The sequence below is a fragment of the Paraburkholderia sp. EG286A genome, from assembly GCF_040965375.1.
Taxonomy (GTDB): Bacteria; Pseudomonadota; Gammaproteobacteria; order Burkholderiales; family Burkholderiaceae; genus Paraburkholderia.
The window spans coordinates 182,446-194,456 of the sequence record NZ_JBFRCB010000011.1; the positions used below are offsets into that span (position 1 = coordinate 182,446).

A 12,011-nucleotide genomic window follows, 5' to 3' on the forward strand; every position below is an offset into this window, starting at 1 on the left:
CAAAGCCTTCTTTGCCGTCGCGCGCTTCTTGCACCAGGATGAAGTGCCGCGGGCGCTTGTGTCCGCGTTTGTCATTACGGGAGCCTTCATGCGATACAAGGGCTACGAAGTCGAAGCGTCCGCACACGCATTGCCGAGCGGACTCTACGCGGCGAATCTGACCATCGAGAACTGGTCGTCGCCACCCGGTTCGTCGTTCACTTTCGACGCACTCGATTACTTCTTCGAGGCCGATCACGCCATTGCCTATGCCTCGCGCTGGGCGCGACTGTGGATCGACCAGCGCGGCAGGCTGGCGTCATGTTGACGAGGGCGCACGCGATCGAATTCGCGTGATTGCTTCTCACACCCGCGCCCATTTGCATATCAGTTTTTATTGGTTGGAACTGCGGCGGCACACTCGCATAGTGGAATCCTGATGGCTATAGGCGGCAGCGCTCCGAGAGTCGGGGCGCTGCCGTCCACATTAAGGAGGCACTGATGACAGTGGAACTGCATGAAAAGCCGCTGCACGCGGATCTGGAAGCGGCGCGCGGCGCCGCGCGGGCGGCCGGCCTGCCATACGCGGGCAGCGTGACGCCGCAGCAAGCCTGGGCGCTCCATCAGGCGGGCGAAGCGGTGCTCGTGGACGTGCGCACGGCCGAAGAGCGCAAGTTCGTTGGCCACGTGCCCGATACGTTGCATGTGGCGTGGGCCACCGGCACGAGCTTCACGCGCAATCCGCGCTTCGTGCGCGAACTCGAGGCCAGGACAGGCAAGAGCGCGGCGATCGTCCTGCTGTGCCGCAGCGGCAACCGGTCGGGACAGGCCGCCGAAGCGGCGGCCAAGGCGGGCTTTGCCCATGTGTTCAACGTCACCGAAGGCTTTGAAGGCGACCTGGACGACGCCGGGCGGCGCGGGCGCCGTAACGGCTGGCGTTTTCATGACTTACCGTGGGTGCAGGATTAAAGCCTGTTCCTCACCCCCCAACGAATCACGAAGAGAGAACTGGCGTGACCGTATTTCATGTGTCGGAAATCGTCGACGCGCTGCAGGGCGTGCGTCAGCAATGGCGGGAATGGCAGCGCCGCGCCCTGGAGCCGGGCGGGCGCGACCTGCCCGCGCGCGAAGCGCTGGCCGAGGTTGTCGAAACGCTCAAGGGCGTGCTGTTCCCGATGCGGCTCGGGCCGCCCGACCTGCGCCAGGAAAGCGAGAACTTCTACGTCGGCCATGCGCTCGACGCCGCGCTGCACGCCCTGCTGGCGCAGGCGAGGCTCGAACTGCGCTACAAGGCGCGCCACGCGGAGGCCGATCACGGCGAAATCGATGCACGCGCATTGGCCGCCGTGCGTGCGTTCTCGCAGCGCCTGCCAGTCATCCGTGGATTGCTCGACAGCGACGTGCTCGCGGCGTTCAACGGCGATCCGGCCGCGGGCAGCGTCGACGAGGTGCTGCTCTGCTATCCGGGTGTGCTGGCGATGATTCACCACCGGCTCGCGCACGAACTCTACCGGCTCGGTTTGCCCCTGCTCGCGCGCATCATCTCGGAGCTGGCGCATGCGGCCACCGGCATCGACATTCATCCGGGCGCGCAGATCGGCAGTGCGTTCTTCATCGATCACGGCACGGGCGTCGTGATCGGCGAAACCGCGATCATTGGCGAGCGCGTGCGCGTGTACCAGGCCGTGACGCTCGGCGCAAAACGCTTTCCCCGCGACGCGGCTGGCAATCTCGAGAAAGGGCTGCCGCGTCATCCCATTGTCGAGGACGAGGTCGTCATTTACGCGGGCGCGACGATACTCGGGCGTGTCACGCTCGGGCGCGGCGCGGTGATTGGCGGCAATGTCTGGCTGACCGAAAGCGTACCGGCGGGGGCGCATATCACCCAGGCGATTTCCCGGCACGAAGTGCGCGCGCCGGCGCATGAACGCCCCGGCACCGCCGCCCCGGATGCAATCGCAACGGGCGCGGCATGATGAGCGCCATCGTCCATGACTTCGGCGCCACGGTGCGCCGCCTGCGCGAGGCGCAGGCCTGGTCGCAGGAGCGGCTCGCCGAGCATGCGGGTCTCAACCGCACCTACGTTGGCGAAATCGAGCGGGGCACGGCCATCGCCTCGATCGTCACCGTCGAAAAGCTTGCACTGGCTTTCGGCGTGGGTATCGCGGAGCTGCTTGCGGGTGAGACCGCGGGCGCACCGAGCGCCATCTCGCTTCCCGGCAGCACCTTGTCTCCCTGAGTCTTCCCCGCACGCTGCCGCCTATAGCCGGTTGATCCGGCTGCCTTGGCTCCTGATAATCGGCCGTCGTCATAAGCAAAGCAGTTTTCGTTATAAGTAACCGGAGCCCTCGTTCATGTCCTCGATTCAGAGCGGCCAGACCGCGCTTGGCGATAACGCCGCGCGGCAACTGGCGAATGCCACCAAAACCGTCCCGCAGCTTTCCACGATCACGCCGCGCTGGCTTACGCACCTGCTGCAATGGGTGCCGGTCGAAGCCGGTATTTATCGTCTGAACCGCGTTAAGGATCCCGAAGCAGTGCGTGCCGCCTGCACGGCGCGTGAGGACGAAGGCACGCTGCCCACGACATTCGTGCCTTACGAAGAGCAGCCGCGCGAATACTTCCTCAACGCGGTGAGCACGGTGCTCGACGTACACACGCGGATTTCCGACCTGTACAGCAGCCCGCACGACCAGATCAAGGAGCAACTGCGCCTCACGATCGAAACGATCAAGGAGTTGCAGGAAAGCCAGCTCATCAACAATCCCGACTACGGCCTTCTGGCGAACGTCGAGGAAGACCAGCGCATTTTTCCGCTGACCGGCGCGCCCACGCCCGACGACCTCGACGAACTGCTCACGAAGGTCTGGAAAGAGCCCGCGTTCTTCCTTACCCATCCGCTCGCGATTGCCGCATTCGGCCGCGAATGCACGCGGCGCGGCGTGCCGCCGCCTACGGTCAGCCTGTTCGGTTCGCAGTTCCTTACGTGGCGCGGCATTCCGCTGATTCCTTCGGACAAGGTGCCAGTTGCCGACGGCAAGACCAAGATCCTGCTGCTGCGCGTGGGCGACAAGCGTCAGGGCGTGGTGGGCCTGTATCAACCGGGCGTGGCGGGAGAGCAGGGGCCGGGGCTGTCGGTGCGCTTCATGGGCATCAACAATCAGGCGATCGCGTCGTATCTGATCTCGCTTTACTGCTCGCTGGCGGTTCATTCGCCGGATGCGCTGGCTGTGCTCGATGACGTGGAAATCGGCAAGTACCATGACTACCCTGACACCTACCGCTAAGCCAACGGAGATCGCGCATCCGCCGTTGCCGGGCGGACTGCCGGATCCCGCCACGCTCGCGCGGCTCGCCAACGAGTTCTTCAGCACGTTGCCGGGCGGCGCAGGCGCGCCTGGCATCGCGGCCGGCAGCGGTGCGGTAGGCGGCGTGCCGTCCGCCTTGCCCGCGGCCGCGCCGATACTCGCCTCGGTCAGCAATCCAGCGCCGGCGGGCTCGCCGCTCGCAGGTCCGGGCGGCACCGGCACAGGCGTGCCGGGCTTCGCGCCGCCGCAAGGCAAGGCGCCGGGCTTGAATCTCGCGCCTTCCGCGCCCACGCACGTGCTTTCGCTCGGCAATCGCGTACCCGCGCTCGCGCCGCATGCGGCGGCGGCGAACGGGCTGCCCGACAACGCGGTGACGGTCGCGCCGGCGCTGGAGCCGCGCGCGGGCGGTGCGCTGCTTGGCGTGCCGCAAGCGTACGCCGTGTCCGAGCCGCCCGAGCCCGTGCGAGCCACGACGAGCGAGCGTTCGCCGTTCTACTTCACGGAAACGGCGGCCAACGGCTGGCGCGATACGGCGCGCGATATCGAGGTGCCGGTGCACGGGCTCGCCTCTCCCGAAGGGTTCGGCTTGCCGGGCGACGATGCGCTGCGCGGCCTGCTGACGCTCAATGATCCGGACTACGATGCAAACGGCGGCCCCGCGCGATACTTTCTCGACGAACGTGCGGCAGCGCCAGGCGGGAGCCAGGGCGTGCCGTTGCGCGGCGCGCATCCGCCTTTCGATGTCAATGCGGTGCGCCGCGACTTCCCGATCCTCCAGGAGCGCGTGAACGGCAAGCCGTTAGTGTGGTTCGACAACGCCGCGACGACGCACAAGCCGCAGGCCGTGATCGATCGCCTCGCGTACTTCTACGCCCACGAGAACTCGAACATTCACCGCGCGGCGCACACGCTCGCGGCAAGAGCGACCGACGCGTACGAGCATGCGCGCAAGACGGTGCAGCGCTTCATCAATGCATCGTCGCCCGAAGAGATCGTGTTCGTGCGCGGCACGACCGAGGCGATCAACCTGATCGCGAAGACCTGGGGCGTGCAGAACGTGGGCGAGGGCGACGAGATCATCGTCTCGCATCTCGAGCACCACGCGAACATCGTGCCGTGGCAGCAGCTCGCCGCGCTCAAGGGCGCCAGGCTGCGAGTCATTCCGGTCGACGATTCAGGCCAGGTGCTGCTGGACGAGTACCGCAAGCTGCTCAACGACCGCACGAAGATCGTCTCGGTCACGCAGGTGTCGAACGCGCTGGGCACGGTCGTGCCGGTGGACGAGATCGTGGAGCTTGCGCATCGTGCGGGCGCGAAGGCGCTGGTCGACGGCGCGCAGTCGATTTCGCACATGCGCGTGGACGTGCGGGCGCTCGATGCGGACTTCTTCGTGTTCTCGGGCCACAAGATCTATGGGCCGACCGGTATCGGCGTGGTGTACGGCAAGCGCGATGTGCTGGAAAACATGCCGCCATGGCAGGGCGGCGGCAACATGATCCAGGACGTGACGTTCGAGCGGACGGTGTTCCAGCCGCCGCCGTCGCGCTTCGAGGCGGGCACCGGCAATATCGCCGATGCGGTGGGGCTGGGCGCCGCGCTGGACTATGTGAGCCGCGTTGGCATCGAGACCATTGCGCGTTACGAGCATGATCTGCTTGCCTACGCAACGAGCGTGCTCGCCCCGGTGCCGGGCGTGCGCCTCGTGGGCACGGCCCGCGACAAGGCGAGCGTGCTGTCGTTCGTGCTGAAGGGCTACAGCACCGAAGAGGTGGGGCAGGCGCTGAGCCGCGAAGGCATTGCGGTGCGCGCGGGGCATCATTGCGCCCAGCCCATACTGCGCCGTTTCGGTCTGGAAGCCACTGTGCGGCCCTCGCTCGCGTTCTACAACACGTGCGAGGAAGTCGATGCGCTCGTGTCGGTCGTTCGCGGTCTGGCGCCGCGGCAGTAGCACGACCCCGGAGCGGCGTTGCCTGACGCCGCTCCCCTTCTTCTTTTCCTCTCTCCCTTTGCCGTTTTCCACTTCCGCGCGATATCGATAAGCCCGTTCGCTAGATATCGATCTGCCAATCCGTTATTGGAGCGGCGCGCGTCGGCTTTTTATACTCGGTTTTCCATCAGCACTCGCATGAGGCGAGTGTCAGTTTCACCGCGAATAACCGAGAGATAACCGCAAGGAAGCCACCCATGAGCCTGCGCCCACTGCACGATCGCGTGATCGTCAAACGACTCGACCAGGAAACCCGCACCGCGTCGGGCATCGTCATTCCCGATAGCGCTGCCGAAAAGCCCGACCAGGGCGAAGTGCTGGCCGTGGGGCCGGGCCGCCGCGACAACGACGGCCGCCGCATTGCGCCGGACCTGAACGTGGGCGACCGCGTGCTGTTCGGCAAATACGCGGGCCAGACCGTGAAGGTCGACGGCAACGAACTCCTCGTGCTGCGCGAAGAAGACATCGTCGCAGTCGTCAATCAATAAGCGAGAACCTGAGAGAGCACGTCATCATGGCAGCCAAAGACATCGTATTCGGCGATATCGCCCGCACCAAACTCATCGAAGGCGTGAACCTGCTCGCCGACGCCGTCAAGGTCACGCTCGGCCCGAAGGGCCGCAACGTCGTGCTCGAACGCAGCTTCGGCGCGCCCGTCGTGACCAAGGACGGCGTTTCGGTCGCCAGGGAGATCGAACTGGCCGACAAGCTCCAGAACATCGGCGCGCAGGTCGTGAAGGAAGTCGCCTCGAAAACGAGCGACGCAGCGGGCGACGGCACCACGACCGCCACCGTGCTTGCGCAGGCGATCGTGCGCGAGGGGCAGAAGTACGTGGCGGCGGGGCTCAACCCCCTCGACCTGAAGCGCGGCATCGACAAGGCCGTGGTGGCCGCCGTTGAAGAACTGAAGAAGATCAGCAAGCCCACCACGACGAGCAAGGAGATTGCGCAGGTCGCGACGATTTCGGCCAACGGCGAGGAGTCGATCGGCCAGCGCATTGCCGAGGCGATCGATCGCGTGGGCAAGGAAGGCGTGATCACGGTGGAAGACGGCAAGTCGCTCGCCGACGAACTCGACGTCGTGGAGGGCCTGCAGTTCGATCGCGGCTATCTCTCGCCGTACTTCATCAATAACCCGGACAAGCAGGTCGCCGAACTCGACAATCCGTTCATCCTCCTGCACGACAAGAAGATCTCGAACATTCGCGACCTGCTGCCGCTGCTCGAACAGGTGGCGAAGGCCGGGCGCCCCCTGCTGCTGATCGCCGAGGATATCGAGGGCGAGGCGCTCGCCACGCTCGTCGTCAACAACATTCGCGGCGTGCTGAAGACGGTGGCCGTGAAGGCGCCGGGTTTCGGCGACCGCCGCAAGGCGCTGCTCGAAGACATCGCGATCCTCACGGGCGGCCAGGTGGTCGCCGAGGAAACGGGCCTCACGCTCGAGAAGGCCACGCTCCAGGAACTGGGCCAGGCCAAGCGCATCGAGGTGGGCAAGGAAAACACCACGGTGATCGACGGCGCGGGCGAAGCGGGCGCCATCGAGGCGCGCGTGAAGCAGATTCGCGTGCAGATCGAGGAAGCGACCTCCGACTACGACCGCGAGAAGCTGCAGGAACGCGTGGCGAAGCTGGCGGGCGGCGTGGCCGTCATCAAGGTGGGCGGCGCCACCGAGATCGAAGTGAAGGAAAAGAAGGACCGCGTGGACGATGCGCTGCATGCCACGCGCGCGGCCGTGGAAGAGGGCATCGTGCCGGGTGGCGGCGTGGCGCTGATCCGCGTGCGTCAGGCGATCCTCGACCTGAAAGGCAAGAACGCCGACCAGACGGCGGGCGTGAAGATCGTACTGCGTGCACTCGAAGAACCGTTGCGCCAGATCGTGAGCAACGCGGGCGAAGAAGCGAGCGTGGTGGCGGCGAAGGTCGCGGAAGGCACGGGCAACTTCGGTTACGACGCGGCCACGGGCGAATATGGCGATCTGGTCGAAAAGGGCGTGCTCGATCCGACCAAGGTCACGCGCACGGCGCTGCAAAACGCGGCTTCGGTAGCGGGGCTACTGCTCACGACCGATGCCACGGTGCATGAGGCGCCTAAAGCCCCGGCGGCGCAGTCGCCGGTGGGTGGCCCTGGCGGCGCCGATCTCGGCTTCTAAGCCGGTTTTGTCGGGCAACGGGGGGAGGCCGCCCTGGCGTTACGCCAGGCGCGGCTGGCGTGTTTCGACAAGCGGGCGTCGGCGCGCTCAGGTGGATTGCCAGCGCGCATCGGCGACCACGAGCTTCTTCGGGATCAGCTTGAGTTCGGAGAACGTATCGGCGATCTGCTGCTGGTAGGCGAGCGTTGCCGCGTCGATGGGCTGCACGCCGTAGCTCGCGCGCTTGAGGGCGAGTTCGAGCGTCGGCGCGTCGAGGCCGACAAGCGGTGACAGTTGAGCCGCGACGGCCGGAACGTTGTCGCGCGCCCAGGCGTCCACGGCGCCGATTTCCTCCACGACCGCATGCAGGACAGGCCCATGCGCGGTCGCGAAGTTGCGGCTTGCTATGTAGTACTGTGTATTGCGAACGAGGTTTTCACCGTTCGCGATCGAACGCACTTTCGCCTGGCGTTCGATCGCCGCGAGATAGGGGTCCCAGATCACCCACGCGTCTACGCTGCCGCTTGTGAATGCGGCGCGCGCATCGGCGGGAGCGAGATAGACGGGCTGGATGTCTTCGTACTTGAGGTCGGCTTTCTGCAGCGCCTTGACGAGCAGATAGTGCACGTTTGAGCCTTTGTTGAACGCAACGCGCTTGCCGCGCAGGTCGGCGGGCGTGCGGATCGGCGAATTTTCGTGCACGACAATGGCCTCACCCTGCGGCGCGGGCGGCTCGCTTGCAATGTAGACGAAATCCACACCGCCGGCCTGCGCAAAGATGGGCGGCGTTTCACCCACGGTGCCGACATCCACCGCGCCGGCGGCAAGCCCTTCCAGCAACTGCGGGCCGCCGGGAAACTCGAGCCATTGCACGGTGAAGCCCAGCGGCGCGAGCCGCTTCTCCAGCGTGCGCCGGGCCTTTAGCACCACGAAGTTGCCGTACTTCTGGAAACCGATGCGCAGGACCTTGCCGTCGTCCGCGCGTGCCGCGCCGCTTTGAAGCGCCAAAGCGGCGGCGCTCGCGAGCCCCGTTGCGCCACGCAGCGCGGCGGCCGTCGCGGCCCCCGCTGCGAGCTTCAATAGCTTGCGGCGCGCGCCTTTTGCCGTGTGGTCATCGTGATTCGCGTAGTTGTCGTTCGACATCGTGCCGTTGCCCATTTAAATGTCCACGTTGAAACTGCCGCGCTTGCGCGGCGATCCGCCTCCCACCTTAATCTGTTTCAACACCGGCACAACCAAGATATTGTCAGATGCTTATCTGCGCTGGCGCCCTCAGCGGATTTTGCCGATCCGGAGTATGTTGTGACTTTCGTTTTCCGGTGGCCGAAGCGATGAACCGAAATCGACAGTTGCATCTCGGCGCATTCATGCGCCCCGTCAGCCTGCACACGGGGGCGTGGCGTTACCCCGGTGCATACCCCGACGCCAATTTCAACTTCGCGCATCTGAAGCGCTTTGCGCAGACGCTCGAGCGTGCGCGGTTCGACGCGTTCTTCATGGCCGATCACCTGGCCGTCTTGAACATGCCGGTCAACGCGCTCAAGCGCAGCCACACCGCCACCTCGTTCGAACCGTTCACCTTGCTCTCGGCGCTTGCCGCTGTGACGGAGAAGATCGGACTCGTCGCAACGGCATCGACGACGTTCGACACGCCTTACCATGTCGCGCGCCGCTTCGCCTCGCTGGATCATCTGAGCGGCGGCCGCGCCGGGTGGAACCTCGTGACGACTTCCAATCCGGACGCAGCGCTCAACTTCGGCCTCGAGGAACACGTGGAGCACGACGAACGCTATCGCCGCGCACGCGAATTCTTCGACGTCGTGACGGGCCTCTGGGACAGTTGGGCCGACGATGCATTCTTGCGCGACGTGGAGAGCGGCGAGTATTTCGATCCGGAGAAGCTCCATGTGCTCGCGCACAAGGGTGACTACTATTCCGTGCGCGGGCCGCTCAATATCGCGCGGCCGCCGCAGGGCTGGCCGGTGGTGGTGCAGGCCGGATCGTCGGAGGCCGGGCGGCAACTCGCGGCTGAAACGGCCGAGGCGGTTTTCACCGCGCAGCCGAATCTCGAAGCCGGCAAGCGTTTCTATGCCGACGTGAAGGCGCGCATGGAAACGCTGGGCCGCGATCCCGATCATCTGAAGATCCTGCCCGGCGCGTTCGTCGTGGTGGGCGACTCGCTGGAACAGGCGCACGAGAAGCGCGAGCGTCTCGACACCTTCGTGCACTACGACAGCGGGATTGCCTCGTTATCGATCGCGCTTGGTCACGACGTCTCCGGTTTCGACCCCGACGGCCCGCTGCCCGAGATTCCGGAGAGCAACGCGAGCCGTTCGGCGCGGCAGCGCGTAGTGGACTGGGCGCGCGACGAGGGCTTGACGATTCGCCAGCTCGCGCAGCGCGTGGGCGGATACTCCGGCCTGCAAATGGTGGGCACGCCCCATTCGATTGCGGACGAGATGGAGCAATGGCTGGTGGAAGCGGGCAGCGACGGCTTCAATGTGATGTTCCCGTATCTTCCCGCGGGCCTCGACGACTTCGTGGAGAAGGTGGTGCCCCAGCTGCAGCGACGCGGCATTTTCCGTCGCGAGTACGAGGGCAATACGCTACGCGAGCATCTCGGCCTGCCGAGGCCGGAGAACCGGTTTTTTGCGGTCAGCCAGAATGCCGGTTAGCAGCGGCGCGAATATTGTTGGATCGATTCATTCGTGGCGGCAGTGGCCGCCGCGCACGACGATTCCCGTGTGTCCTCAATTCAATCACGGAGCGTCGATCCACCATGACTCGAGACCTGCTGCTGTTGCTGGAACCTGGCTTCACCGATCCCGCGCGTCCTGGTGAGCGCTTCATCTGTCCGGACGGCGCGCCGATAGAAGGACTGCTCGCGTCCGAGCCCGAGCGCGTCGCGCGGCTCGACGTGAAACGCCTGCCGTTCGCGCGCCCGCGGGCGGCCGTGATCGACGTGCTCGACGAGGCGCATCAGGGCTTGCCCGTGCTCGTGCTGGGCGACGAGCATCCCGTTCCTGAGGGCGTGCAAACGCTGAACGGCCGTCACTTCGTGACCGACGCGAAGCGCATTCTCGCGCTGCTCGCCGAGCGGCACGGTTTTCCCAAGGTGCATTGAGGCAGTACGAACAGGCGGCGACGGGCGACGCTGCCTGCCTATGCTCAGAACGAGGGCAGCGCCTGCGTGAGCGTGGAGACGAAGCGCGCCGTGCGCGCATCGCGCGGGCGTGCGAAGAGTTCATGCGACGGACCGGCTTCGACAATCGCGCCATCCTTGAGGAAAACGGCGTCGTGCGCGACGGAAGCCGCGAGCCGCAAATCATGCGTTGCCATCAGCATGGTTGTGCCTTCGAGGGCAAGCTGCCTCAGCACGTCGACCACTTCCGCGGAGAGTTCGGGGTCGAGCGCCGAAGTCGGCTCGTCGCAGAGCAGCACCTGGGGCGAGGGCGCAAGTGCGCGCGCTATCGCCACGCGTTGCTGCTGGCCACCCGAAAGCGTGGAGGGCCATGCGTGCGCCTTCTGGGCAATCCCCACTTTCGCAAGCAGCGCGGCGGCGCGCTCGCGGGCTCGCTCCTTCTCCCATTTGAGGACCGTGACGAGACCTTCCATCACGTTCTCGATCACGCTCAGGTGCGGGAACAACTGGAAGTTCTGGAACACCATACCGGTATGCCGACGCACCGAGGCGATTTCCGCGTGGGAGAGCAGACGGCCGCGGCTGAATTCGAGGCGGGCATCGCCCACGCTCAGCGTGCCGGAGTCAGGCACTTCGAGTAGATTGATGCAGCGTAGCAGCGTGCTCTTGCCGCTGCCGGACGGTCCGATCAGCGCCGTGACGCTGCCGGCCTTGAGCGTGAGGTCGATGGCCGCGAGCACCTCGTGGTCCCCGAATGACTTGTGGAGTTTCTCGATGTGGATCATCAGCGCCCCGCCTGGAACAGGGCATGGCGGCCATAGCGCGCTTCGAGACGCCCTTGAGCCTGCGAGAGCACGGAACTGAACACGAGATAGATCAGTGCGGCCTCGGTATAGAGAATGAGGGGTTCGTAGGTCACGGCCGCGATGCGTTGTGCAGCCTGGAAGATTTCCGGCACGGTCAGCACGGCCGCGAGGGACGTGTCCTTCACGAGCGAGATGAACGAGTTCGAGAGCGCGGGCAACGCCACGCGAATCGCTTGCGGCAGGATGGCGCGGCGCAGCGCCTGCGCGCGCGTCATGTTCATCGAATAGGCGGCTTCCCACTGACCGCGCGGAATCGATTCGATCACGCCACGAATGACTTCCGCGTTATAAGCGCCCACATTGAGTGAAAAGCCGATGATGGCCGCCGTCAACGGATCGAGCACGATGCCCACGTTGGGCAGCCCGTAGAAGATGACGAACAGCTGCACGAGCAGTGGCGAGCCGCGAAAGAGCCAGATATAGAAACGCACGGCCGCGACGGCCCAGCGTTGCCCGAAGAGGCGAATGATCGCCGCGCAGAACGCCAGCGCCATGCCGATCGCAAACGAAGCCAGCGTGAGCGGGACGGTAAAGACCAGTCCCGCGTAGAGCAGTGGCCACAACGATTGCGCCATCAAATGCAGCCATGCCGGCATTGTTC

The 12,011-nt window shown here is 65.5% G+C and carries 13 protein-coding genes; 10 read left to right on the top strand and 3 right to left on the bottom strand.

Going from position 1 to position 12,011, the window contains the following annotated elements:
- The first annotated feature begins 88 nt into the window (after window positions 1–88).
- The 8 genes from AB4Y35_RS37220 (at window position 89) to groL (ending at window position 7,423) form a co-directional block, all read left to right on the top strand.
- Window positions 89–307: a hypothetical protein gene (locus AB4Y35_RS37220; RefSeq protein ID WP_368708361.1), complete on the top strand. Its 219-nt coding sequence runs from the start codon at window positions 89–91 to the stop codon at window positions 305–307.
- A 173-nt stretch (window positions 308–480) separates the two neighbouring features.
- Entirely contained in the window at window positions 481–948 is a 468-nt protein-coding gene (locus AB4Y35_RS37225) for a rhodanese-like domain-containing protein (protein WP_368708362.1), read from the top strand.
- Window positions 949–992: 44 nt separating this feature from the next.
- Window positions 993–1,955 carry a serine O-acetyltransferase EpsC gene (gene epsC, locus AB4Y35_RS37230; protein ID WP_368708363.1) on the top strand — a complete coding sequence of 321 codons (963 nt, stop codon included), beginning with the start codon at window positions 993–995 and terminating at the stop codon, window positions 1,953–1,955.
- The gene (locus AB4Y35_RS37235) at window positions 1,955–2,218 is read left to right on the top strand and encodes a helix-turn-helix transcriptional regulator (RefSeq protein ID WP_342924055.1); all 264 of its coding nucleotides are present in this window, start codon (window positions 1,955–1,957) and stop codon (window positions 2,216–2,218) included. The genes epsC and AB4Y35_RS37235 overlap by 1 nt, the downstream gene beginning before the upstream one ends.
- A gap of 115 nt (window positions 2,219–2,333) precedes the next feature.
- Window positions 2,334–3,266 (top strand): family 2A encapsulin nanocompartment shell protein, encoded by a 933-nt coding sequence (locus AB4Y35_RS37240; RefSeq protein WP_133188073.1) that lies wholly within the window; start codon window positions 2,334–2,336, stop codon window positions 3,264–3,266.
- A complete protein-coding gene (locus AB4Y35_RS37245) occupies window positions 3,241–5,235 on the top strand; it encodes a family 2A encapsulin nanocompartment cargo protein cysteine desulfurase (RefSeq protein ID WP_368708364.1) in 1,995 nt (664 codons plus the stop codon). The genes AB4Y35_RS37240 and AB4Y35_RS37245 overlap by 26 nt, the downstream gene beginning before the upstream one ends.
- 236 nt (window positions 5,236–5,471) lie before the next feature.
- Window positions 5,472–5,762 (top strand): co-chaperone GroES, encoded by a 291-nt coding sequence (gene groES / locus AB4Y35_RS37250; protein WP_199124958.1) that lies wholly within the window; start codon window positions 5,472–5,474, stop codon window positions 5,760–5,762.
- Window positions 5,763–5,788: 26 nt separating this feature from the next.
- Complete coding sequence (groL, locus tag AB4Y35_RS37255; protein ID WP_342924051.1) at window positions 5,789–7,423, top strand: chaperonin GroEL; 1,635 nt, start codon at window positions 5,789–5,791, stop codon at window positions 7,421–7,423.
- Between the two features lie 87 nt (window positions 7,424–7,510).
- On the opposite strand, the gene AB4Y35_RS37260 is transcribed toward groL, so the two are convergent.
- On the bottom strand, window positions 7,511–8,545 hold the full coding sequence (locus AB4Y35_RS37260; protein WP_368708393.1) for a sulfonate ABC transporter substrate-binding protein: 1,035 nt from the start codon (window positions 8,543–8,545) through the stop codon (window positions 7,511–7,513).
- A 188-nt stretch (window positions 8,546–8,733) separates the two neighbouring features.
- Here AB4Y35_RS37260 and AB4Y35_RS37265 point away from each other — a divergent pair, with 188 nt between their 5' ends.
- Both AB4Y35_RS37265 and AB4Y35_RS37270 read left to right on the top strand, forming a co-directional pair.
- A complete protein-coding gene (locus AB4Y35_RS37265; protein ID WP_368708365.1) occupies window positions 8,734–10,077 on the top strand; it encodes an LLM class flavin-dependent oxidoreductase in 1,344 nt (447 codons plus the stop codon).
- Between the two features lie 104 nt (window positions 10,078–10,181).
- Window positions 10,182–10,526, top strand: coding sequence for a DUF3088 domain-containing protein (locus AB4Y35_RS37270; protein WP_368708366.1), 345 nt, complete (start codon window positions 10,182–10,184; stop codon window positions 10,524–10,526).
- 44 nt (window positions 10,527–10,570) lie between these two features.
- On the opposite strand, the gene AB4Y35_RS37275 is transcribed toward AB4Y35_RS37270, so the two are convergent.
- Together AB4Y35_RS37275 and AB4Y35_RS37280 are read right to left on the bottom strand one after the other, a co-directional pair.
- Window positions 10,571–11,329, bottom strand: a complete 759-nt coding sequence (locus tag AB4Y35_RS37275) for an amino acid ABC transporter ATP-binding protein (protein WP_368694436.1) — start codon at window positions 11,327–11,329, stop codon at window positions 10,571–10,573.
- Window positions 11,329–12,006: an amino acid ABC transporter permease gene (locus AB4Y35_RS37280; protein ID WP_368708367.1), complete on the bottom strand. Its 678-nt coding sequence runs from the start codon at window positions 12,004–12,006 to the stop codon at window positions 11,329–11,331. The genes AB4Y35_RS37275 and AB4Y35_RS37280 overlap by 1 nt, the downstream gene beginning before the upstream one ends.
- Between the last annotated feature and the right edge of the window lie 5 nt (window positions 12,007–12,011).

What these genes read in the sequence shown, in the direction of transcription:
- AB4Y35_RS37220 (WP_368708361.1), top strand. Translation starts at nt 89, where the DNA reads ATGCGATACAAGGGCTACGAAGTCGAAGCGTCCGCACACGCATTGCCG.
- AB4Y35_RS37225 (WP_368708362.1), top strand. Translation starts at nt 481, where the DNA reads ATGACAGTGGAACTGCATGAAAAGCCGCTGCACGCGGATCTGGAAGCG.
- AB4Y35_RS37235 (WP_342924055.1), top strand. Translation starts at nt 1,955, where the DNA reads ATGAGCGCCATCGTCCATGACTTCGGCGCCACGGTGCGCCGCCTGCGC.
- AB4Y35_RS37240 (WP_133188073.1), top strand. Translation starts at nt 2,334, where the DNA reads ATGTCCTCGATTCAGAGCGGCCAGACCGCGCTTGGCGATAACGCCGCG.
- AB4Y35_RS37245 (WP_368708364.1), top strand. Translation starts at nt 3,241, where the DNA reads ATGACTACCCTGACACCTACCGCTAAGCCAACGGAGATCGCGCATCCG.
- groES (WP_199124958.1), top strand. Translation starts at nt 5,472, where the DNA reads ATGAGCCTGCGCCCACTGCACGATCGCGTGATCGTCAAACGACTCGAC.
- groL (WP_342924051.1), top strand. Translation starts at nt 5,789, where the DNA reads ATGGCAGCCAAAGACATCGTATTCGGCGATATCGCCCGCACCAAACTC.
- AB4Y35_RS37260 (WP_368708393.1), bottom strand. Translation starts at nt 8,545, where the DNA reads ATGTCGAACGACAACTACGCGAATCACGATGACCACACGGCAAAAGGC.
- AB4Y35_RS37265 (WP_368708365.1), top strand. Translation starts at nt 8,734, where the DNA reads ATGAACCGAAATCGACAGTTGCATCTCGGCGCATTCATGCGCCCCGTC.
- AB4Y35_RS37270 (WP_368708366.1), top strand. Translation starts at nt 10,182, where the DNA reads ATGACTCGAGACCTGCTGCTGTTGCTGGAACCTGGCTTCACCGATCCC.
- AB4Y35_RS37275 (WP_368694436.1), bottom strand. Translation starts at nt 11,329, where the DNA reads ATGATCCACATCGAGAAACTCCACAAGTCATTCGGGGACCACGAGGTG.
- AB4Y35_RS37280 (WP_368708367.1), bottom strand. Translation starts at nt 12,006, where the DNA reads ATGCCGGCATGGCTGCATTTGATGGCGCAATCGTTGTGGCCACTGCTC.